General features: G+C 61.9%; 20 protein-coding genes. 9 read left to right on the top strand and 11 right to left on the bottom strand.

The window, feature by feature from the left end:
* Window positions 1-37 precede the first annotated feature (37 nt).
* The 3 genes from ROI90_RS07575 (at window position 38) to ROI90_RS07565 (ending at window position 3,293) form a co-directional block, all read left to right on the top strand.
* Complete coding sequence (locus ROI90_RS07575) at window positions 38-1,756, top strand: S8 family serine peptidase (protein WP_315997728.1); 1,719 nt, start codon at window positions 38-40, stop codon at window positions 1,754-1,756.
* A complete protein-coding gene (locus tag ROI90_RS07570; RefSeq protein WP_315997727.1) occupies window positions 1,753-2,472 on the top strand; it encodes a hypothetical protein in 720 nt (239 codons plus the stop codon). Before ROI90_RS07575 ends, ROI90_RS07570 begins: the two co-directional genes overlap by 4 nt.
* A gap of 218 nt (window positions 2,473-2,690) precedes the next feature.
* Window positions 2,691-3,293 (top strand): hypothetical protein, encoded by a 603-nt coding sequence (locus ROI90_RS07565; protein ID WP_315997726.1) that lies wholly within the window; start codon window positions 2,691-2,693, stop codon window positions 3,291-3,293.
* 79 nt (window positions 3,294-3,372) lie between these two features.
* On the opposite strand, the gene ROI90_RS07560 is transcribed toward ROI90_RS07565, so the two are convergent.
* The 5 genes from ROI90_RS07560 to ROI90_RS07540 form a co-directional block, all read right to left on the bottom strand.
* A complete protein-coding gene (locus ROI90_RS07560; protein ID WP_315997725.1) occupies window positions 3,373-4,662 on the bottom strand; it encodes a DUF3570 domain-containing protein in 1,290 nt (429 codons plus the stop codon).
* Between the two features lie 158 nt (window positions 4,663-4,820).
* Window positions 4,821-5,069, bottom strand: coding sequence for a DUF4266 domain-containing protein (locus tag ROI90_RS07555; protein ID WP_315997724.1), 249 nt, complete (start codon window positions 5,067-5,069; stop codon window positions 4,821-4,823).
* Between the two features lie 39 nt (window positions 5,070-5,108).
* Window positions 5,109-6,152, bottom strand: a complete 1,044-nt coding sequence (locus ROI90_RS07550; protein ID WP_315997723.1) for an FAD:protein FMN transferase — start codon at window positions 6,150-6,152, stop codon at window positions 5,109-5,111.
* Window positions 6,153-6,228: 76 nt separating this feature from the next.
* Window positions 6,229-6,720 (bottom strand): thioredoxin family protein, encoded by a 492-nt coding sequence (locus tag ROI90_RS07545; RefSeq protein WP_315997722.1) that lies wholly within the window; start codon window positions 6,718-6,720, stop codon window positions 6,229-6,231.
* 394 nt (window positions 6,721-7,114) lie between these two features.
* Window positions 7,115-8,449 carry a M23 family metallopeptidase gene (locus ROI90_RS07540; protein ID WP_315997721.1) on the bottom strand — a complete coding sequence of 445 codons (1,335 nt, stop codon included), beginning with the start codon at window positions 8,447-8,449 and terminating at the stop codon, window positions 7,115-7,117.
* Between the two features lie 289 nt (window positions 8,450-8,738).
* Here ROI90_RS07540 and ROI90_RS07535 point away from each other — a divergent pair, with 289 nt between their 5' ends.
* The 4 genes from ROI90_RS07535 to ROI90_RS07520 are packed head-to-tail and all read left to right on the top strand — an operon-like array spanning window position 8,739 to window position 11,729.
* Window positions 8,739-9,593, top strand: a complete 855-nt coding sequence (locus ROI90_RS07535; RefSeq protein ID WP_315997720.1) for a hydroxymethylglutaryl-CoA lyase — start codon at window positions 8,739-8,741, stop codon at window positions 9,591-9,593.
* 36 nt (window positions 9,594-9,629) lie between these two features.
* Window positions 9,630-10,196, top strand: coding sequence for a DUF3592 domain-containing protein (locus ROI90_RS07530; protein ID WP_315997719.1), 567 nt, complete (start codon window positions 9,630-9,632; stop codon window positions 10,194-10,196).
* A 16-nt stretch (window positions 10,197-10,212) separates the two neighbouring features.
* Window positions 10,213-10,950, top strand: a complete 738-nt coding sequence (locus tag ROI90_RS07525; RefSeq protein WP_315997718.1) for a (Fe-S)-binding protein — start codon at window positions 10,213-10,215, stop codon at window positions 10,948-10,950.
* 2 nt (window positions 10,951-10,952) lie between these two features.
* Window positions 10,953-11,729: a hypothetical protein gene (locus tag ROI90_RS07520; RefSeq protein WP_315997717.1), complete on the top strand. Its 777-nt coding sequence runs from the start codon at window positions 10,953-10,955 to the stop codon at window positions 11,727-11,729.
* A gap of 64 nt (window positions 11,730-11,793) precedes the next feature.
* On the opposite strand, the gene dapA is transcribed toward ROI90_RS07520, so the two are convergent.
* Window positions 11,794-12,666, bottom strand: a complete 873-nt coding sequence (gene dapA, locus ROI90_RS07515; protein ID WP_315997716.1) for a 4-hydroxy-tetrahydrodipicolinate synthase — start codon at window positions 12,664-12,666, stop codon at window positions 11,794-11,796.
* A 126-nt stretch (window positions 12,667-12,792) separates the two neighbouring features.
* Between dapA and ROI90_RS07510 the strand changes: the two genes are divergently transcribed.
* Window positions 12,793-13,722, top strand: a complete 930-nt coding sequence (locus ROI90_RS07510; protein ID WP_315997715.1) for a polysaccharide deacetylase family protein — start codon at window positions 12,793-12,795, stop codon at window positions 13,720-13,722.
* 112 nt (window positions 13,723-13,834) lie between these two features.
* Here ROI90_RS07510 and ROI90_RS07505 read toward each other — a convergent pair whose 3' ends face one another.
* Window positions 13,835-16,255 carry a glycosyltransferase family 2 protein gene (locus tag ROI90_RS07505; RefSeq protein WP_315997714.1) on the bottom strand — a complete coding sequence of 807 codons (2,421 nt, stop codon included), beginning with the start codon at window positions 16,253-16,255 and terminating at the stop codon, window positions 13,835-13,837.
* A gap of 142 nt (window positions 16,256-16,397) precedes the next feature.
* On the opposite strand from ROI90_RS07505, the gene ROI90_RS07500 reads away from it, so the two are divergent.
* On the top strand, window positions 16,398-17,735 hold the full coding sequence (locus tag ROI90_RS07500) for a glycoside hydrolase family 2 TIM barrel-domain containing protein (protein ID WP_315997713.1): 1,338 nt from the start codon (window positions 16,398-16,400) through the stop codon (window positions 17,733-17,735).
* 89 nt (window positions 17,736-17,824) lie between these two features.
* On the opposite strand, the gene ROI90_RS07495 is transcribed toward ROI90_RS07500, so the two are convergent.
* From ROI90_RS07495 to ROI90_RS07480, 4 genes are all read right to left on the bottom strand, one after another.
* On the bottom strand, window positions 17,825-18,265 hold the full coding sequence (locus ROI90_RS07495; RefSeq protein WP_315997712.1) for a rhodanese-like domain-containing protein: 441 nt from the start codon (window positions 18,263-18,265) through the stop codon (window positions 17,825-17,827).
* 194 nt (window positions 18,266-18,459) lie between these two features.
* Window positions 18,460-20,559, bottom strand: coding sequence for an NAD-dependent DNA ligase LigA (gene ligA / locus ROI90_RS07490; RefSeq protein WP_315997711.1), 2,100 nt, complete (start codon window positions 20,557-20,559; stop codon window positions 18,460-18,462).
* Between the two features lie 159 nt (window positions 20,560-20,718).
* A complete protein-coding gene (locus ROI90_RS07485) occupies window positions 20,719-21,279 on the bottom strand; it encodes a DUF4920 domain-containing protein (protein ID WP_315997710.1) in 561 nt (186 codons plus the stop codon).
* Between the two features lie 31 nt (window positions 21,280-21,310).
* On the bottom strand, window positions 21,311-22,108 hold the full coding sequence (locus ROI90_RS07480) for a TapB family protein (protein ID WP_315997709.1): 798 nt from the start codon (window positions 22,106-22,108) through the stop codon (window positions 21,311-21,313).
* Between the last annotated feature and the right edge of the window lie 96 nt (window positions 22,109-22,204).

Below are 22,204 nucleotides of genomic sequence, written 5' to 3'. Positions count from 1 at the left end.
TTTGGTGCCCGCCCTATACTTCTTCAATTCTATTCGCTTGCGCTTTTACTACCTCGGCTTGTTTTGGCTGTTCTCGCTGGCTGCTCAGGCTCAGAACTCGCCCATTACGGCGCGCTACTGGGTCAGCTTCCGCAACAAAGCCGGCCAGACTCTCCGGCCGGCTACCTATTTCAGTGCCCCTGCTCAGGCCCGGCGCCGGCGCCAGCACCTGCCCGCCGCCGATAGCACCGATTTTCCGGTGCGGCCCGATTTTCTGGCCCAAGTGCGCGCCACCACTGATACCATAACGCTGGTAAGCCGCTGGTTTAACGCAGTATCCTGCCGGGCTACGCCGGCCCAGGCCGAGCGGCTACGCCACCTGCCGGGTGTGCGGAGTGTAGTAGCCTGGCCCCTCATGCCCATGTTGCCGGCTGGTAAGGCTGCTGCTCCTGCCCGCCCGCTCACGGCCGCCGAGCGCTCGTTGGCCCGGCGGCAAACGGCTTCCCTGGGAGCCAAGGACTTTCAGAAAGCCAACCTCAGTGGGAAGGGCCTGCGCATTGCCATTTTTGACGTGGGCTTTAACGGGGCTGACCGGCACGCGGCGTTTGCGCACTTGCGGCGGCGGCAGGCCATTGTGGGTACCTACGATTTTTTGCGCCGCACTCCCTTTGTGTACCAGGGCGGCAACCACGGCACGGAGGTGCTGTCCTGCATTGCCGGGCAGCTGCCAGATAGTACCTACCTGGGACTGGCCCCCGGAGCTGAGTTTCTGTTGGCCCGCACCGAGCAGATGTACCGGGAGCGGTACGCCGAGGAGGAAGCCTGGCTGGCCGCCGCCGAGTGGGCCGACCGCAACGGGGCCGATATCATTAACTCTTCCCTGGGCTACACCGACCGGCGCTATTTTCCGGAGCAGATGAACGGCCATACCAGCCTGGTAGCCCGCGCCGCCGAAATGGCGGTCCGCAAAGGCATATTGGTGGTAAACGCGGCCGGCAACGACGGCGACGACCCCAAGTGGCGCACAGTAGGCACCCCCGCTGATGGAGACTCGGTACTGGCAGTGGGCGGCCTCGACCCCGACACGTACCTGCACATTGACTTCAGCAGCTACGGGCCGGCTCCGGGCAAGCGCCTGAAGCCCAATGTGGCCGCGTTTGGAGCGGCTGTGGTGGCGTTGCCCGGTGGCTACACCCGCACCCAGGGCACTTCCTTCGCTAGCCCTCTGGTGGCGGGCTTTGCGGCCTGTGTGTGGGAAAAGCAGCGTAGCCTCACGGCCATGGAGCTGTTCCGGCAAATTCAGCAGGCCGGACAGCTGTACCCGTATTTCGACTACGCTCACGGCTATGGGCTGCCCCAGGCCCGGACCGTTTTGCAGGCGCGCCCTCCAGTCGCCCCAACCTTCGATTTCGTCCGTCAGGATTCCACTCTGCGGGTTGTCATTCGGCCAGAAGCTGCGTTTGTGCCGGCTCGCACCTTACCGCTTTTCGCCGATTCGGTGCAAGCAACTACTCCGGCCGGCGGGAAATCCGTAGCGCCAGTAGGGCAGGAGCAGGCCCAAGGCCCCCATAGTACTGAACCCGACGAAGTAGTGGCCCCAGAGCTTCCTCATTACCTGTACTGGCAGGTGCTGGACGCCGCCGGGCATCCGCTGCGCTACGAAGTGCTGGAAGTAACCCAGCGCGTGGTGTTGCAGGTGCCTGTAAACCAGTTTGAAGGTGAAAAATCAGTTCGGGTGCACTACCGGGGCTATACCGCAACGTATCCGGCCAAATGAAGAGGACGCTACTACTAGGTGCACTGGCCACCGGCTGCCTGCTGCTGCCCCAGGTGCAGGCACAACGGGTGCTGCTGCGCGCTACTCCAGCCACCGACTCCATGGAGGTTGGGTACGGACCAAACCGGGCCTTTTTTCAGCACGTGTTCCTGGGGTATGCGGCCGTAGTCGGCCGGCCCACCGGCTCCGGCGCCGACTTACGGTACTGGGCATCCTCTGAGCCATTTGCCGGGGTGCGGTATAAGTTTAAGATCAGCAAGGCCCTGGCCACGGGTTTTGATGTGCGCTACGCCCGGCTGGTATATTCGCTGGAGCAAAATAGCCGCAAGCTGCTGCCAACTACCCAGCTCCATCAACAGGAGTCCATCGTACTTTCGCAGCTGCACCTGGAGCCGTACGTGCGGCTTGGCGTCGGGCGTCGGGGCAATGTGATTGGGCGCTACCTGGATGTCAGCGGCTGGGGCGGCTGGGTAATGGCATCAACGCACCGCACTCAGGACCAGCCCGGCCCAACGGGCAGCAAGCGGATAAACACCGTGGAGCACGGCCTGGGCTACGTCCGCCGCTGGCCTTACGGGGTAGGGGCCCGGCTGGGGGCGGGGCGCTATGCTCTGCTGGGCCGCTACCGCCTCTCCGATACCTTTACGGCCTCAGCAAACCCTGCGTATGCGGAACTTCCGCGCTGGTTGGTGGGGTTTGAGCTGGGATTGTTTTAAATACAGTGAAAAAAGTGTGGTAAGTGCATCCCAACGGGTAGTTCATCCCGTAAAAAGCCGCATAGGCTATAGTGCCTAGGGTCTCGGCTCTGCCTCCCCACCGGCTAACTGATGCTCCTCCCTTCCACTCCTGATTTTGCAGGAAAATACGCTGATTCCGGCTACCACTGGTTTTTGTATTTTGCCGAACTGATTTGATGATGGCTCACTCCCCTTTTATGAAAAAGCTTGTACTCCCTGCCGTGGGGGCCTTGTTTCTGCTCCAGCTTGCTTCCTGTATCAATACCGAGCGGGAGGTAGGGACATCCAAGAATGCTGACCGGGTTTTCACACCTTCGCCCGAGGCCAACCGGGGCCGTGTGTCGGAGCGCACTGTGCTACGCACGGTGAATGCGGCGCACACCTTTTCCTCTACCAAAGCCAAGGATAATTTTGTGTTGCAACTGCGCGGGCCCAAAATTGCTACTTCGCAGGCCTACTTCATGATCATCAGCCCCACCGGGGATACGCTCCGCAAGGAGGTGATGCCGGCTACGGCCCTCATCAACGAGCGGGACCTGGACGACCCCCAGGCGGCTACCTTGCGCGACAAGGAAATTGCAATTCTGCAGGGTATGAACAGCTTCTTCCGCGACGACCGGTTTGTGCAGCCTGCTGTGCCCCGCGCCGCCCCCCAGCCCCAGAACGTAGATGCTCAATCCTGGACTTCGGTAAAGGAGGATGCCCGTGCTGTGGGCTTCGATTATCCATCGGCCGATGGTCGGGAGCGGCGAGTAGCGTATTCCAAAAAGCTCGGCCGTGCCGTCGTCATTGCGGAATAGGTACTCCGGCTTAGCTGTACAAAAGCCCCGCCCGATACCGTATCGGGCGGGGCTTTCCGCTGCTAGGTGGGGGCCGCCGCTACGGCATCGTAAAAGCTAAATCGAAGCTGACCACGCTGGCCTGGAAGTCGATGTTGCGCTGGTAATAAGCATAGCGCACATCCAAGGACTTAAATTTGGCCACCTTGCGGCCGCCGGCCCTGTTGCTGAACGGCGTTTTGAAGCGCGAAATGCCGTACACCGGGGAGTAGCGCAGCCCCAGCCCGTACTTGTTGGCCGAGAATTTCGATAGGTCGTAGTCGGAGGTGTAAAACTCGTCGGTGAGGCTGTGCTGGGCGTAAGCGGCGAAGTACCTGGCGGCCGTCTGGGTGTGGTAGCGGTAAAAGGGGTACAGCACGAAGAAGGGCGTGACCTTCAGCGGGGCTTCCAGCTCCAGCGTGTGGGCCGTAATGCCGAAGTTGTCGTTGTAGAAGCGGTAGAAGCCACGTAGCTGCACTATGTCGGTGGCGTAGTAGCTCAGGCGCAGGCCCACCGGGTACTTGAAGCGGCGCTGGGGGAGCTGCTCGACTTTCGGTAAAGCCGTGTTCTGGAAGTATACCCGGTGGAAAGAAGTGCTCAGCAGCCCGCTCTGGTATACCAGTTCGGTGCTCACCGCTAGTTGCAGCCGCTGGCTAATCACCTGCGAGTACACCAGATTCAGGTTGTAGCTCTGGCGGGTATCGGTGGGCACCAGCATCTGGCCGGTGCGCAGCTCGGTGGGGTAAATCAGCTTGGCCTTATCGAAAAAGGCCTGCCCGGCCACGCTTAGCTCCCGGTTGCCATCCTGCGAGGCCTTGGCCCAGGAAGCGGCCACGTTCACCGAGAAGTAGTCATACTCCTTCGACACGCCGCCGCCTACCCCCACAATGCGGTGCCTGGCCTTATTTTCACGGGAGTAGCCCAGGTCCACGTGGTAGCGGGCATCGTGCGAAGACGGCGTGGAGAGGTACAGCCCCTCTACGCCATCAATGCGGTCAGTGGAGGCAGAGGCGTAGAAGTCGGCCCCGATGTTGGCCGTGAGGCGGCTGACAGTATCGAGCGGAATGTTGAGGATGATGGTGGGCGTCACGTCGGTGAGCTGCTCGGTGCCCTGCCCGCCCTGTACGGCCCCGTGGGAACCGTCCTGCTGATAGTAGCTGCCGAGGATGTTCACCTCCGTCTCGCCGGGTGAGGCCGTGCTGACGTTGGTGGCAGAAGGCGTAACGGGCACGCCGGAGCCATCAATCCGGTTGGGCGTGAGGCCGCCCTGGGCCAGGGCCAGCCCCGGCAGCAGCAGCCCGGCGGCTAGCGGCAGTATCCGGTCACCGCGGAGAAGAGGGGAGAAGTTCATCGCAAAAACGAGGGGAGTTGTGTAGAAAGGGGCTTCAGGTCGTCATGCTGAGCGAAGCCGAAGCATCGTTACCTCTGATTAATCAATGCGAGGGCAACGAAGTGGTAGAGATGCTTCGGCTCCGCTCAGCATGACGTTCTATAAAGTTTTCTGAACAGCTAGTTACAGCCACAACCACCCCCGACTTTGCCACCGTTGGCACCGCCGGCCCCTTCCCGGTAGCTTTCGAAATTGGATTCGTACACTTCTACCCGCTTGTTGGCAAGCTTCATGTCCTCGTCGTTGAGATATACTTTCTGGTAAGCGGCCACCGATACGCAGCTCGAAAGGCTGGCCGTAGCGGCCAGTAGCCCGGCCAGCCCCAGCAAAGGGCGGCACCGACGCGAAAAAATAAGGGTTCGGTTCATGGATGAGGGGAGCAAGAGGGCGAAGAAACAGGGCCGCTGCTAGGGCCGTGGGGCCACGACGGTGGGCACCGGGGCATTGTTGCGCAGGTAGCGCACCTGCATGTTTTTGGATACCAGCGTGCGGTTGTCGTCGGTGATAAGCGTACAATCCACGCCTTTCAGCGTGTTGATAAAGGCCAGCCCATCCACCGCTCCTTTTACAAACACTACCTCATCCAGACAGTCGGCCAACTCCACATCGGGGCAGATGATGGTAACGGAACGCAGGCCGGTGGCGGGCATGCCCGTGGCGGGGTTGATGATGTGCCCATACACCCGGCCGGCCGCGGTGAAATACTGCTCGTAGTTGCCGGCCGTCACCACGGCCACGTCGGTTACCTGCACCCAGGAGGAAATGCTGCCGGGGTGGTCCGGGTCGCCGATGGCTACGCGCCAGAGCGAGCCGTCGGCCTGGCGGCCCCAGCACAGGATGTCGCCCGAACCATTGAGCAGGCCGCCTTTGATGCCGAGCTTATCCAGCACCTGCCGGGCCCGCCGGATGCCGTAGCCCTGCAGTACCCCGGCCAGATTCATCCGCATGCCTTTCTCCTTGAGTAGTACGGTGCGTTTGGCGGGGTCGAGCAGCACGTTGCGGTAGTTGATGCGGGCCACGGCGGCCTTCATTACTTCCGGCGCGGGCAGCGGGTGCTCCTGCCGGTCAAACTTATAAATCTTGTCGGCCGAGGCGAAGGTGACGTCAAACGCGCCCCCGCTCAACTCCGAAATGCGCAGGGTACGCTGAATCAGGTCGAACACCTCCTGATCAACCACCACCGGGCGCAGGCCGGCGGCGCGGTTGATGCGGGTAATCTGCGAGGTAGAATCCCAGAACGACATGAGCCGGTCGATGCGGCGTGTTTCGGCAAGGGCGGCGTTGAGGGCGTTCCAGCCTAGCGTGTCGTTGTCGGCCACCACCGTGTAGGTGAAGTGGGAGCCCATTAGCCGGGCCTCCTTGGTGAAGTTGCGCGGATGACCGGGGGAGGCACCAGCGGCCAGCGGCAGCAGGCCCAGCAGGCAGAAAAACCAAAGAAAACGCTGGAGCATAAAGGCAGTAGAACAAAGCAGGCAAAACGGCCGATGCCGCCGAAGAATCGGGCATCGGTCATCGGTGAACTACGGATTATTTCTGCGCCAGCAGCGTGTTCAGGTAGGTGATATAGGTCGTGGCCCCGCCGGCCCGGTAGCCGGTTTTGGCCAGCACTTTACCATCGGGCGAGAGAAGCACCACCAGCGGAAAAGCCCCTTCCTTGTTCAGCTTGGCGGCAGCCTGCTCGTTGAGCTTGGTTTGCTCGGCTGGCAGCTTGTTTTTCTTGCTGCGCGGGAAGTCGAAGCGGGCCAGCACCAGCTTGCTCTGGGCATACTGCTCAAACTCAGGCTTATCGAACACTTCCTGCTTGAGCATGATGCAGGGCTTGCACCAGTCGGAACCCGAGAAAACGACCAGCACGGGCCGGCCGGTAGCTTTGGCCTGCTGCAGAGCCGCATCGAGGGTGATATTCCAGGCAGCGGCCGCAGTGGCGGTGCGGGCGGGCCCGGGGGACTGGGCGAAGGAAACGGGGGCAGCGCCGGCCAGCAACAGGGAAAGCGCGGCGGCAAAAAGGGGAGTGCGCATTGGAAGGGCGGTCTTAAAAAGAGAACAGAAATTTCTGGGCTGGGTACGGGGCAACCACCGCGCCGGGGTAAGAAAAACGCGGAACCGCTTCGTTGACAAAGCGGCCCCGCGTTCTTTACTCCAATCACCGCATCAAACGTACGGGCCGGTGCATGAAGCCCAGGTGAAGAAATAGGGCAGATAAGAGAAAATTATCGGAATAGTCTAGGCTGTTGAAGAGGCAGAGGCAGCAAAGGAACGTTATGCTGAGCGTAGCCGAAGCATCTCTCCCGCTTCGTTATCATGCATCATCAAATGTCGGGTTTACTATTACGGTAGAGATGCTTCGACTACGCTCTGCTGCGCTCCGCATGACGTTCCTTTGCCTGTGTCAGCCAGGCCGCAAGAAACCACCCTACACCGACTGCACCGCTACCCATCCCGTGCGGCCATCGGCCTGGCGCACCAGCCGGTAGCCGCCGAACTCGCCCAGCACTGCTACGGCCGTCTGAGCCGGCAGGGAGGCAATGGCGGGGGCATCGGGCAGCGGGAAGGAGCGAAGCTCTGCCACGGCCGCCAGGTTCTCACGACGCAGAGGGGCGGCCGTCAGGACGGCTTTAGCCAGCACAAAACCAGTGCGGCCGGCCGGCAACTGCACCCGCAGCCACTCGGCTGAAGCCCCGAGCACCAGCAGCGGCGTGGCGCGGGTAGCTGAGGCAGCTACGGCGGCGGTAGAGGCTGGGGTGCGGCGCAGGCTCAATTTGGCTTCCCGGGCCCGCACCCACTGGCCCAGACGGGCGGGTAGCACTTTCGGGGCGGGCGTCAGGGCATCGGCGCGGCGCACGAAGGGGAATGGGTCGACGGCGCCGTTGCGGTACACGCCAAAGTGCAGGTGGGGCGGGGTAGTTTTGGCGTTGCCGGTGTTGCCCACCAGGCCCAGGGTATCACCGGGTTTTACCTGCTGGCCGGCCTGCACCAGCTGCTTATCCAGGTGAGCGTAGTAGAGGTGCTGGCCGTGGTCGGTATCGGCCAGCCATACCACCCGGCCCCCGCGCGGGGTTTCCTGCACCCTAGTAATGTAACCGTTGGCGGCGGCCACGGCCGGCGTACCCCGCTGGGCGAAGATATCGATGCCCTCGTGGCGGCGGGCCCCACCGTCCCGGTCTACGCCCCAGAACGAGCCCACGGCCACATCCGACTTGCCCCGGACCGGAAACCCTAGGCTAGGCTCCCGCCGAATACGCAGGGTGTAGCGGCCCCCGCGCAGCAACTCCGGCTGCACCCGCAGCAGGTGCTGCCGGTCGGCATCGGCCACATAACGGAAACTCAGGTCGGCGGTATCGGCCGAGGCCAGGGGGCGCGGAGCCGAGCGGTCGGGGTTCAGCTCGAAGGCATCCACGAATACTTTGGGCGCGCGGGTGCCGGGGGCGAGCGTGAGGCTGATGTGGATGGCCTCGCCCTGCCGCACCTGGTAGCGCAGGCCGGTGGCTACGGCGCGGTCAGCCGGGAAAAAGCCCGATTCCTGGAAGGGCAGCTTCACCACCAAGGAGTCGCGCAGGGCCTGGTCGGCGGCCCGCAGCCAGTCGCGGCCCAGGGCGGTTTCGGCCAGGCCGGCCTGTTTCAGCTTATGAGCATAGGCTTCGTGCGGGGTGCGGGCCTGGAAGATACCTTGCAGCGTTTGACTTTGGCTGCAAGCGGTAAGAAATAGGACGAACAGAACGGCGGGCAGAGCACGAAGGCGGTGCAGCATTGAACGGGGCTAGATAGAGCGAATTAGGTAATAGGATAAACCCCAGCCGTGGCAGAGTAGTTCTTTGGCAAGTGGTGAAGTTGTGAAAGGTGAAATTGTGAAGTGATGGTTCTGTTGTCCCGTGTCTGGCTTCTGGCTTCTGGCTTCTGCCTGCGCCCAAGCATGATAGCTCCGTGCATTGCACTATCGGACGGCTTGCTGCCACCATCTGAGCCTATTCGTGCAGCTCTGCATGGCGTGGGTTCTTTCACAATTTCACAACTTCGCAACTTCACCACCCTTCCCACCCATGCTCCACCTCACCGAATGCCCCCGCGACGCCATGCAGGGCTGGTCCACGTTCATCCCTACCGCCGACAAGATCAGCTACCTCAACACCTTGCTGCGGGTGGGGTTTGACACGCTGGACTTCGGCTCCTTCGTGTCACCAAAAGCCATTCCGCAGCTGGCCGATACGGCCGAGGTGCTTGCGGCACTGGATTTGAGCCAATCCAAAACGCAGCTGCTGGCCATTGTGGCCAACCTGCGCGGGGCCGAAATGGCCGCCCAGTATCCGCAAATCCGGTTTATTGGTTTCCCACTGTCCGTATCCGAAACCTTCCAGCAGCGCAATACCAACAAAAGCATTGCCCAGGCCCTCGACGACGTGGCCCGCATGCAGGAGCTGTGCGCCCGCACTGAGCAAGAGCAGGTAGTGTACCTGAGTATGGGCTTCGGCAACCCCTACGGCGACGCCTGGAGCCCCGCCGTGCTCGGTGAGTTTACCCAGAAGCTTGACGCCCTGGGGGTGGGCATCGTGGCCCTGTCGGATACCATTGGGGCCAGCACGCCGGCCACCATTGCCCCGGCCTTCCGGGAACTGACGGCCGCTTACCCGCACATTCGTTTCGGGGCGCACCTGCACACCACGCCCACCACCTGGCGCGAGAAGGTGCAGGCCGCCTACGAGGCCGGCTGCCGCCATTTCGATGGGGCGCTGGGCGGCTACGGCGGCTGCCCCATGGCGGCCGATGAGCTCACCGGCAACATGCCCACCGAACGGCTCCTGGACTTCGCCGCCGAAATTGGTGCCGCGCCGGAGTTGACCCGGGAGGCCCTAGCAGAGGCGCTGACCTGGAATCAGCGCATATTTGCCGGGCATTGAACTACGCCAATGGCGAATCGGCGCAATTCAACCCCTGTGCATGCGCAGCGGCAGCAACAACGACGAAAACGGTACACCAAACAGCAGCAAGCGGCAGCGCGGGCCAGGCTGCCCTGGGTGCTGGTAAAGATTGGGCTGCTCGTGCTGCTACTGCTGGCTGGCTCGGGCTTGCTATGGTACCGCGCCAGCCAGCCGCTGGCCAGCCTGGCCCGTGCCGATGGGGTGGTATCGTGGGTGGAGGTTCGGCGTTCCACAGCCCGGTATCGGCCCTACATATTGAAATTTGCCACGCACCCGCAAGACCGGATCTGGGAGGTGTACCTCGGGCAAAGTGAGGAGCTGGCTGCCTATTACACTGCCCAGCTGCACGTCGGCGACTCAGTACAAGTCTACTATAACGAGGATGCCGCCAAGGGCAGCCCGCTGGTATATCAGCTGGAAAAAGCAGGCCAGGTGCTGCTGTCGGCAGGCAGCGTTCAGTCAGAAAACAAAGTGGGGGCTGTTGGATTCGGCTTGCTGGGCTTGCTGACGCTGGTGCTGGCCTGGTCCAGCCCACCGCTACGGATGGCAATCAAATCGTACTTTCGTAGCTCCGCCACCTGACTCTTGACTACTCCCAATGCCAGCCCCTCAAGTCGACCTGTTCATTCCCTGCTTTGTTGACCAGCTTTTCCCGCACACGGCCCTGAATATGGTGAAGGTGCTGGAGGCGGTGGGCTGCGAGGTGCACTACAACGCCAACCAGACCTGTTGTGGGCAGCCCGCCTACAACGCCGGCTATAAGGAGCAGAGCTGCGAGGTGGCCCGCAAATTCCTCACCGACTTTCCCACCGAGCAGGAGCACTATATCGTGAGCCCCTCGGCCTCCTGCATTGGCATGGTGCGCAACACCTACGCCGATTTGTTCGAAGGCACGCCCGACTCGGGCCGCTACCACGGGGTGCAGCGGCGGGCGTTTGAGCTGACGGAGTTTCTGGTGGACGTGCTGGGGGTGCAGTCGATTCCGCAGGCCCGGCTCAGCGGCAAGTACACCTACCACGACTCCTGCTCAGCCCTGCGCGAGTGTGGCATCCGCGAAGCCCCGCGCCAGCTGCTGGATGCCGTGCCGGGCCTGGAGCGGCTGGAAATGGCCGAAACCGAAACCTGCTGCGGCTTCGGTGGCACCTTCGCCGTGAAATTCGAAGCTATATCGGTGGCTATGGCTGAGCAGAAAGTAGAACACGCCCTGGCTACCGGCGCCGACTACCTTATCAGCACCGACACCAGCTGCCTCATGCACCTCGATGCCTACATCCGCCGCGAGAAAAAGCCCCTTAAAACCCTGCACGTGGCTGATGTGCTGGCCAGTGGCTGGTAGGTATGGGTGGGGTGCAACGGGTTAAGCAAAGCCTGATTTTGCTGGTTGGCTTGCTGGGAGTCTTGATTCTGGGTTGCAATCAGGAAAAAGTAAGACCAGAGGATCAGCCTACTAACAGGGAAGCGAAATCCACAGCTAGGAAGCAGGAAGTATTCTCCAAAAACAGAGAATTTATTTACCAGGTAAGTCGCTTCGAGTCGGGCCGATGGGCAGTAGTCGATACTGTAGTGTTGACCTCGTCGGGTGTGGCGTGGCGAATGGATTCCACTCAAAAGGGAATTGGCTGGCATAGCAGAACCAGTAACATATCCAGCAAAACCGGGGTAGAGGAAAGTGCTGGTGGTATCTGGATTCATCCTCCTCGCTTCGACCAGTACGCTATTCTGGAATTGAGTCCCTTCCCGGAAATTAAACAGCCACCTGTAACAGGCCAGCAATGGGACTGGGAACTAGAGGTTGGCTCTCAGTGGTCAAACCCTGCCTGGGCCGTTTGGAAAGGCCGGATGTTGGTCAAAACCCATTACCAAACAGTTGGCGAACAACCCGTAACCACGCGGCTCGGCCAGCTCACCTGCCAGCGGGTAACGGCCGTGGCCCGCTGCACCCAAGGCCGCTCCACGCTGGATCTGCTGTTCCACCCGCGCTACGGCTTTGTACTGCTGGATTACGTTAACATCGACGGGAAGCGGCTGCGGTTTGAACTGTTATCAACTGGTACAACGAATCAGTTCGACGGGGCAGAATATTTCGGAAAGGGCCAGTTTAAGGACCTTCTATAAAGTATCTGGTACAAAAAGAGGCGGCCTTAGGCCGCCTCTTTTTGTACGATGAATTTTATCTGGGCTATCCAGCGTAGGCCGTAATCCGGGCTTTTAGCCCTTCCGAGCCTTCTACCAGCGGCAGGCGTACAGCGTCGGCGCAGATACCTTGGGCAGCCAGAGCAGCTTTCACGCCCACAGGGTTGCTTTCCTCATACATCAGCGGGTTCAGCTCCACGAAGCCGAACAGCAGGCGGCTGGCTTCTTGGAAGTCGCCGGCCAGGGCAGCGCGGGTCATGTCGGAGAAGCGGCGGGGGAAGGCGTTGGCCAGCACCGAGATGATGCCCACGCCCCCGAAGCTAATGAGCGAGGTTGTCATCATATCATCCCCCGAAATCAGCAGGAAATCGTCGGGTTTGGCGGCGGCAATGGCAATGCACTGCTCCAGGTTGCCACTGGCTTCCTTGATGCCGATGATGTTGGGGTGCCGGGCCAGCTCCAGGGTGGTAGCGGTGGTGAGGTTGGAGCTGGTGCGGCCGGGCACGTTATAGAGCAGCACCGGCACCGGCGAGGCATCGGCCAAGCGATGGTAATGGGCAATAATGCCGCGCTGGCTGGGCTTGTTGTAGTGGGGCGAGGCCGAAAGCAGCGCCGCAATGCCCGTCAGGTCGGTGCTGCGGATGGTGCGCTCCACAGCGGCCGTGTCGTTGCCGCCAATGCCGTACACCAAGGGTACACGGCCGGCTACGTGCTCTTTTACTACGCGCAGAATTTCGGCTTTTTCCTCGGTGGTGAGGGTCGGCGACTCGGCCGTGGTGCCGTTGATGACGAGGTATTCTACGCCGCCGTCTATGGTGAAATCAATGAGCCGGCGCAGGGCCGGGTAATCCACGGCGCGGTCGGGGGTGGGAGTGAAGGGGGTGACGAGGGCGACGCCGGTACCACGAAGGTTGTCCATGCGAAAAATTAGCGGTTGATTTGTAGAGGGAAGTCCTGCGGCGAAGATACAATGCCCTAGCCCAAGGTCGGCCTATCACCCTTAAAAGTACGGTCTGAAGCTCCTTGGGCCGCATTATTCCTTTTCATGAACTTCCCCAAGTACCCCGTGCTGGCCGCCGCGCTGGCCACTCTAGCCGCGCTGCCCGCCTGCAACGACGCCAAAAACGCCACTGCCTCCGAAACGGCCGCCGTGGTAAACAAAGCCCAGGATGCGGCCGACTCGGCCAGCACCGCCGCCACGCCCACCGCCGGCAACGCCTCGGCGGCCAGCACCAGCGCCGGCTCCCCGGCTACCATTCCGGCCGGCCAGCGGGCCGATGCGGCTACTATTACGGCCCGCCCCCAGGTGCCCATTCTGTGCTATCACCAAATCCGGGACTGGCGCGCCAAGGACTCGAAAGGGGCCAAGGACTACATTGTGCCGGTGGAGCAGTTCCGGGCCCAGATCAAGATGCTGGCCGACTCGGGCTACCACACCATCCTGCCCGACCAACTGTACGCCTACCTGACCACCGGCGCGGCCCTGCCCAGCAAGCCCATCATGCTCACCTTTGATGACACCGACCTCGACCAGTTCACGGTGGCCCGGCCCACGCTGGACAAGTACGGATTCAAGGCGGTGTATTTCATCATGACGGTGAGCCTGGGCCGGCCCAACTACATGAGCAAGGCGCAGGTAAAGCAGCTTTCGGATGAGGGCAACGTCATCGGCTCCCACACCTGGGACCATCACAACGTGAAGAAGTACGAGGGTAAGGACTGGGTTACCCAAATTGAGGAGCCTACCAAAAAGCTCGAAGAAATTACCGGCAAGAAGATCAACTACTTCGCCTACCCCTTCGGCCTGTGGCGCCCCGAGTCCATTCCCGAGCTGAAGAAGCGCGGCATGGATGCGGCCTTCATCCTGGCCGAAAAGCGCGACCAGCAGGACCCGCTCTACACCATTCGCCGCATTATTGCCAGCGGCTACTGGAGCCCCCGTACCCTGCACAATAGCATCGTGCAAAGCTTTTAGTAGGGGGTGATAAGCCGTTTGTAAACAGCGGTTTATAATATATTTAAGTAAAAAACTGCCCGACTGCCTCGCCTCTGCGAAAGTAGCCGGGCAGTTTTGCTGGCTGCTGAACTTACCGCCGAGCAAACCACGTAGTGGGGGTAGGCTGGCGGTTAATCAGCGCCTTAAGCTCGGGGTAGCGGCTGGCTAGCTGTGGTAATCGGCTATGCAGAACGGCAGTGTCGGTCAGGAGCGCAACGGGCAGCTGGTGAAGCTCCGGATAATGAGCAAGAACAGCTCTTCGGGCTGGGTAATCTGCCTCCCCATTCGGGCACTCGGCGGCAAGCCAGTGCACGGTGGCCCGGCCCGGGAAGTAGTCGACTACTGGCCGCTGGGCGGGTAGCGTCCAGACCAAAATAATGCTGGACTGCGGGCTAGCCTGGGCAATGCGGGCTACGTGCTGCCACTGCCGGCGGTGCTGGCTGGCAGTGAGGGCGGGCGGCAATACTGGGCGGAGCAGCACCGGGGAGCCACTACGCGCCAGCCGCCGGAGCGTGGGAGCCCAACTGGTATCGGTATGGGCCAGAATAGGCCAGCTGAGCAACGGAACGTAGCCGGCGGCGCTAAGCTCCCGCAGCGCAGTGGGAGTAAGCTGCCGCAGCTGCCCGGCGGTAAGCGTCCAGTGCACTAGGGTTGCGCGAGGGGCTGGAGCAGATACGTACGCACCCGCGCCCACCAGCTGCCCAAGCGGCAGTGAGTGCGTCTGGCCGAAATGCAGTACGGAGTCGCCCTGCCACAGCCACTGCTGCGCCAGCTCCGCCTGCTGCAGCTGGGTGTGATGCCGCTGCCAGATACTGCCCCCGACACTGGCGACTCCAACGGCCAGGGCCCCGGGCAGCGCGTAGTAGCGCAGGGCGGGCAGCAACCGGGTGTGGAGGGCGGCCCGCAGTCGGGGCAGGAGCACCAGCAGGTAATGGGCCAAGCTGATAGCGCGCAACTGGTTGTGTAGCCGCTGCAGCAGCAACTGCTGGCCCATCAGTATGACCAGCAGCAGACTCAGTACGTTGAAAGCCGCCAGTAGCGTGAGCAGCCAGCCGTAGGCATCGTGGTGCATCAGTAGGCCGTAGCTACCCACCCCAACCGATACTAGCAGCAGTGTAATATTGGGCAGGCTTAGCCGCCAGTCATTCTGCAGGGTGTCTTCCTTGGGGGTCGGAATGTAGGGCACCCGCACGTTGAGAATGGTATAAATCAGCCCCAGCAGGTATATCCACCAAGTGCCCACCCGCAGCAGGCCGCCCACCAGGTGCAGGCCGGTTTCGTGGGGCTCCCGGAGCCAGCGCTGGGCCTGCAGCCGGATGAGCAGGGCCGTTACCACAACCGGGCCCATGTGCAGCAGAAAGCCCCCCAGCGGTACGTGCCAGGGGAAGCGGTGCAGCCACAAGCCCAGCAGGGGTACGCTCACGTCCAGCAACGTAATCAGCCCGGAAAGAAAATACAGGGGCAGCAGCAAGTAGTGGATCCGCTGCCGCCAGGTAAACTGCCCGAATAGGCGGGGATACACGTGCACCAGCAAATCAAAGCACCCGCGCGACCATTTGAGCTGCTGGGCGTAAAAGGCCGCCAACGACACCGGCACCAGCCCTCGGCTCACTACCACCGGCGCATACACGGAGCGCCAGCCGGCCGCGTGCAGGCGCATGGCCGTGTGCATATCCTCAGTAAGCCCCGCGGCGTGCCCCCCAATAGAGTTAAGGGCACTGCGCCGAAACGTACAGTTAGCGCCTATGGCCTGCACGGTACCGTAGGCGTTCATGCCCATCATCATGGGGCCGTAGAAATGGTAGGTCTGCTCGGCCGCGCCCCGGGCCACCAGGCTGGCGTGCTGGTTACCGTAGGCCTGTACCACCTGCACAAATCCCACCGTGGGGTCGGCGAAATACGGTAGTACCTCGTCCAGAAACTCGGGTGCCGGCACATGGTCTGGGTCGAGGATGACGCAGAACTCGCCGGTAGCTTGGCGCAGGGCGTTGTTGATGTTGCCGGCCTTGGCATTGATTTTCTGCTGGCGCGTCACGTGCACCACGCCCAGGCGTTGGCACTCAGCCCGCAGGAGAGGGTCGTTGCCTTCGTCGCAGAGGTAGCTGGTGTGCGGGTAGCGGATGCCCTGCATGGCCTCCAGGGTCCGGATAATCATATCGTGGGGCTCCCCGGGGCAGGCTGTGGTCAGAATATCCACCGAGGCGGCCGGGGCTGGGCAAAGGGGCAGGGGAGCCTGGGCGTAGCTGATACTGGCATAGTGATACCACTCGTGGAGCATGCGCAGCAACTTAAAACCGAGGGAGATGCACAGCAGCCAGAACAGCGGAGCATAGCCGATGTGCCGGGCATCGGTAAACCACCACCCAAACCAGCCCAGCAGTAGCAGGCCCAGCACAATCAGCCCCCGTAGCACTCCGGTACCGGCAGCGCGGTGCACCCTAACGGCTGCAGCACGCGCCCCGGGTGCGGCCGGTTGCTTGGGCAGGAAAGAAAAAGTAGTAGTTAAGGGCATCGGGCAAGGTAGGTGTGGTAAGATCAGGCACTGGAAAGTACGTATTTTATGTATTTAAATAATAAAAAATATGAATTATATAATTAAGTTTAAAGCCGGTCTGAACCTTCTTGTTAGTGAATCCTTCTCCCCACAGCAGTATATGCTACTCCTTACTTTCCTGAGCCGGCTTCTCTGCAGTGCGTGGGTGCTGGCTATTGTGAGCGGTTTGCTGATTGGCTGCCAGCGGACGGCTACTCCGGAAAGGCTGCCACCCCAACCAGCCGGCGTGGTACCCGTGCGCGTGGTGCAGCAAGGCGAAAATGCCCGGCTGCTACGCGGCGGCCGGCCGTATCGGGTTCGGGGGGCCGGGGGGCTTGCCAGGCTCGCGGAAGTGCAGCGGGCCGGGGGCAACTCAATTCGGCTCTGGACCACTGATTATGCCGATGCCCTGCTGGATTCAGCGCAGCAGTACCACCTTACGGTCCTGTTGGGTATCTGGCTGGGCCGGGAAGTGGAGGGGTTCGACTATTATGACCCCGCCGCCATTCAGCGCCAGCGCCGGGAGGTGGAGGCCCAGGTGCTACGCTACCGTCACCACCCGGCCCTGCTGATGTGGAACCTGGGCAATGAAATGGACCAGCAGGCTTCCAACCCCCGCGTGATGGCCGAAATAAATGAGCTAGCCCGCCTGATTCATCGCCTCGACCCATACCACCCCGTCACAACCACCCTGACCGGCCAGCTGGGTATGCTGCGCAACATCAACGCCTGGTGCCCCGACCTGGATGTGCTGTCGGTGAATGCCTACGGCTCTCTGGCCACCTTACCGGCTGACCTGCGCCGCCTGGGCTGGACGCGGCCCTATTTGGTTACGGAGTTTGGCGGGCCTGGCTGGTGGGAGGTGCCCCGGACCACCTGGAAAGCCCCCGTGGAGGCCACTAGCACCGAAAAGGCCGCCTTCGCCCGGCAGTGCTACCAGGCGGGCATAGCCCAGGATACGGCCCGGTGCCTGGGCAGCTACGTGTTTTATTGGGGCCACAAGTTTGAGCTCACCGACACCTGGCACAGCGCCTTTACCCGGGCTGGTGAACGAACGGAAATAACCGAGCTCATGCAGGAGCTGTGGGCCGGCCCACCCCTCACCAACCGGGCCCCCCGAATTGGGCAGCTGCTGCTGCACAGCCTGCCTGCCACCGCCAGCGTGCGGCTGAAACCCGGCCAGCGCTACCCCGTGCGCCTACTCGCCACCGACCCGGAGGCCGACCCATTGCACACCCGTTGGGAGGTAACTCCGGAAAAGCCTTTTGCCGAAGAAAACGAGTATCAGCAGCGGAGTACCCCGCCCCTGACCCTGGCGGGCGTGGTGCCGGCCGCCGCCCGGCTGCATACCACCCTCCGGGCCCCCAGCCAACCCGGCTATTACCGGCTGGCGGTGGTAGTTACGGATGGGCAGGGTAACGCTGCCACGGCCAATTTCCCTTTTGCCGTGGAGCCCTAGGTGTGGCCGGAACGCACCCCGGGCCCCGGGCAAAACTCCAGCTGAAGTTTTGCCCGGGGCCCGGGGTGGATAGTATCAGTTTTCAGCAGCTAGAGTTGGCGGTCTTCCAGGTTTTTCTCCTGCAAATTGATGTAAGCGCCGGCATTTACTACCTTCTTGAAGCCTTTTTCCTGCATCACTAGGCCGGCTTGGTTGCTGCGGCCGCCGGAGCGGCAATACAGCACGTATGTCTTGCTGGGGTCGAGGCGGGCCAGCTGCTCCGCGAAATCCGCAGCCCGGAAGTCGAGGTTTTGCGCGCCTTTCAGGTGGCCGGCCGCAAATTCAGTGGGCGTACGCACATCCAATAGCACCGTGTTGGGCTGGGTAAGCAGCTTCTGCGCTTCCGGGGTCGGAATGGTGGGTACGGTTGGGGTAGTTATAGCTCCCACGCTCATCGGTTTGGGCGGCGTGCCGGGGGTGGTTTGCAGAGTCTGGGCCTGGGCAGCGCTGCCATAGGCCATAAGGGCAAGAACAAACAGGCAAATACGCATATACTAACAAGTTAAAGAGGAACGGATACTGAATAGACTACGCGTGGCCCGGGAAAGTTGCAACATCTGACTGGCGTAATGTGGGGCAGTGACATTCCGCACCCCGGCGTGGAGCTACGTGGAACCACACTGTACTCCGGTGGCCCGGTGTCGAGCCACGCAGAACTGCGCCGGGCAGCGTTTCTACACCATGCTTAGAACAAAGAGCCTTGCTGGCCAGTGGTTGGGGCGGCTGGTTGCGCTTGCTCCTCCGGGGTTTCGGCTTCATCGGTAGCAGTGGGTAGCATGGCCAGCAGGTCATCTTCCCCAATGATAGGCACGTTCAGGGAGGTAGCCTTTTCGCGCTTGGCGGGGCCCATTTTGTCGCCGGCTACCAAGTAGCTGAGCTTCTTGCTGATGCTGCCCGTAATTTTGCCGCCGTGCTGCTCAATCAGGTGCTGCAACTCCTCGCGGCTGTGGTGCTCAAACACACCCGACAGTACGAAGGTGAGCCCCACCAGCCGGTCGCTTTGGGGCTGGGGTGCCTCGCCGGTGAGGGCCAGCTGCAGGCCCGCTGCCCGCAGGCGCTCCAGCATCGCGCGGTTTTCGGGCTCCTGAAACCACGCCGCCGCCGATTCGGCAATAACACCGCCCACCTCGGGCACGGCGGCCAGCTCGGTGGCCGTGGCGGCTTCCAGGCCCTCAATAGTGCGGTAGTGGTTCACCAGCTTCTCGGCCACCGTTTCGCCCACGTACCGGATGCCCAGCCCAAACAGTACCCGGTCGAAAGGCACCTGCTTGCTCTGCTCCAGGCCTGCTAGCAGCCGCTGCACCGATTTTTCGCCCATGCGGTCCAGTTGAGCCAACTCCGGGGCCTTGGCCGGTAGGTCGTAGAGGGAGGCGGCATCGGTTACCAGCCCCAAGTCGAAGAAGCGGCCCACGGTTTCAGCCCCCAGCCCGTCGATGTTCAGGGCCTTGCGCGACACAAAATGCTCCAGCTTGGCCTTGCGCTGGGGCGGGCAGCCCCGGTCGTTGGGGCAGCGGAAGTGGGCTTCCCCCTCAGGCCGAATCAGGGTCGTACCACAGGCTGGGCACTCCGTAGGATACACAATCGGCTGGCTGTCGGCAGGCCGGGCGGCCACATCCACGCCGGTTATTTTAGGAATAATTTCGCCGCCTTTCTCCACGAACACCATGTCGCCCAGGCGCAAATCGAGAGCGGCAATCTGGTTGGCGTTGTGCACCGAAGCGCGTTTCACTACTGTACCAGCCAGGGGCACCGGGTCGAGCAGGGCAACGGGCGTAACCGCGCCGGTGCGCCCCACTTGGTACTGAATGGCTTGCAAACGGGTACGGCCGGCCTCGGCAGGATACTTATAGGCAATAGCCCAGCGGGGGCTCTTGGCCGTGAAGCCCAGTAGCTCCTGCTGGCGAAAGTCATCTACTTTGATAACGATGCCGTCGGTGGCCACCGGCAGCTCAAACCGCTTTTTGTCCCATTTGTGCACAAAGTCCAGCACTTCCTCAATAGTCCCGCACAGCCGCCACGTATCCGATATGGGCAAGCCCCAGGTACGCAAGGCCTCCAGGGCGGCGCTGTGCGTGGGAAACTGGTTGCGGCCGGGCATCAAAAACGAATACGCGTAGAAGCGCAGCCGCCGCGCCGCTACCAGCGCTGAGTCCTGCAGTTTAAGGGCGCCGCTGGCGGCGTTGCGGGGGTTAGCCAGCAGGGCTTCGCCGTTGGCTTCCCGTTCCTGGTTTAGCTCCGCGAATACGGGCAAGGGCATAAAAATCTCCCCGCGCACCTCAAAGTCGGGGGGCTGGGGGGCGCCCTCGGCCCGCAGGTGCAGGGGCAGGTTGCGGATGGTGCGCACGTTGCTGGTTACTACGTCGCCGCGGGTGCCGTCGCCGCGGGTCACACCCTGGGTAAGCTGGCCCTGCTGGTAAGTGAGGCTCATGGCCACGCCGTCGAACTTTAGCTCGCACACGTAGGCCACACCGGCTCCTTCCAGGCCCCGGCGCACCCGCTCGTCAAACTCGCGCAGGTCGGCTTCGGAGTAGGTGTTGCCCAGGCTCAGCATGGGGTAGCGGTGCTCGGCCGTGGGAAATTGCTTGGTGATGGTGCCGCCCACGCGCTGGGTGGGGGAGTTAGGGTGAGCCAGCTCGGGGTACTGCTTTTCCAGCTGAGCCAGTTGGGCCAGCAGCTGATCAAACTCCTGGTCGGAAACCTCCGAAATATCGCGCTGGTAATACTGGTAGTTGAGGTGGTGAAGCCGCTCGGTCAGGGCCGTTATCTGCTGCTGAATATCAGGCATGGCGGGTAAGTTCGGGTGGAAGGTGACGGGCCGCGGCACGGTGCGGGAAGCAGCCGCCAGCGTAGGGCGCAAGCTACGGCTTTCTAGGCATCCGAAACAGAAAAACCCGCCAGCTATAAAGCACGGCGGGTTTTTCTGGGAGAAATGAAGGGGGGTAAACTATAGCCGGCCCTGAATCAGCACGCCGTCGGCCTCAAAGTTGAGCTGCTCCTGGGGCTTGGTAATGGCCGCAATTTCCTGGGCCGACTTGCCGGCATCTTTGGCGTAGTGCTGCTGGGCGGCCACCGATACTACCTCGCGCTGGGCTACCCCGTTCACTACTACCGTGCGGCCGGCAATGTCCTTGGGCACGAAGAAGGCGTAATCCTTGAACTTAACGCGCATCTTCTGCCCGTCGGGCAGCGCCAGGGTCAGCCAGCAGCCCTTGGCCTGGCACACGGCCTCGGCCTTGCCTACCAGCGTGAGGGGGGCGGTAGTGCGGGTGCCCAGCAACTGCCGAACTTCTCCCACCGGACGGGCAGAGGCTGCCGCGAAACTGGTACCATAGATAGTGCCGGGCGCTACCGTTTGGGCCTTGACCTGGGCTGCCGTTTCGGCCTTATTGTCGCAGGCTTCGGCTACTTTAACCGGCTTTTTCGAAGTTTTCTGAGCAACAACGCTCAGCGGCAGGCTCAGGGCCAGTGCGGCGGCTGATACAGCCAGGAGGTTGGAAGGGCGCATAACGGCAAAGGAGTGGTTGGAGGCCCTAAAATTACGACTTTTTTACCTTGATTTTCTGCTTGGTTTCCGAGCGGCCTTCGGCGGCGCTGCCCGAGCCGGTAGAAGTAAGTAGCTGCACCTCAGCCAGCTTGCCTTTCTTGTCGTAGCGCTCCGCCTTTACAATGCCTACCTCCGGCGAGTAGTACTCCACCGTCCGCACCGCATTGCGCATCACCAAATCGGCGCGGGCCACAGTGGAGGACGACTGTTCCCCCTCGACTTTGTAGCACTGGAAGGTACCGGCCGGGGTGGTAACTGTTTCGGTTCCGGTAATCTTGCGGTTCTGCGCCAGCGCACTCACGGTGGCAATGCTCACGGCCGTGCTGCTTACCTGCACAGTAACCCCGCCGCCGGGCAGGCTGCTGCCCACCGCAGGCTGGTTGGGCCAGGCAATGGGCACCGGAGTAAATGCAAACAGCCGGTCCCGGAAGGAGCGTAGGGCGGTGGGGTCCAGCAAAACCATACCATCGATGAAGGTAGTATCCTGGCGGCAGCGGATGGTGTAGTCCTGCTGGTGCTGAAGGCGGTTTTTAACATCGTACACTCCGTGTTTGAGTAGTACAGTGTTGGTAGTCAGGGTCTTTTTCTTGTTCTGCTCCGTGCCCAGGCTTACTACCCGCTGCCGAATGGTGCCGCTGGGTTTGCCAGCCGCATCCTGCAGCTGGTACACGCGTTCCATATTGTCTTGGAGGCCAAAGGGGTGAGGGCAGTCGGCGGGGGGGGAGGCCGGCGTTTGAGCGGCAACGGCCGCTGGCAGCAAAGCAGCCAGCACGGCAAGTAATCGAGTCATAGAGGGTGCAAATGGGTGGAAAACCAACCGTTGAGCCTGCATACGCAGCCAGTCAGTTTTGGATTTTGGGGAAGCTGTACAGTGCCCGGCGTCTTG

Origin of the sequence: Hymenobacter endophyticus, assembly GCF_032464715.1 — a bacterium.
In the GTDB taxonomy this organism is placed as follows: domain Bacteria; phylum Bacteroidota; class Bacteroidia; order Cytophagales; family Hymenobacteraceae; genus Hymenobacter; species Hymenobacter endophyticus.
This window is presented reverse-complemented; position numbering and strand designations above follow the sequence as displayed.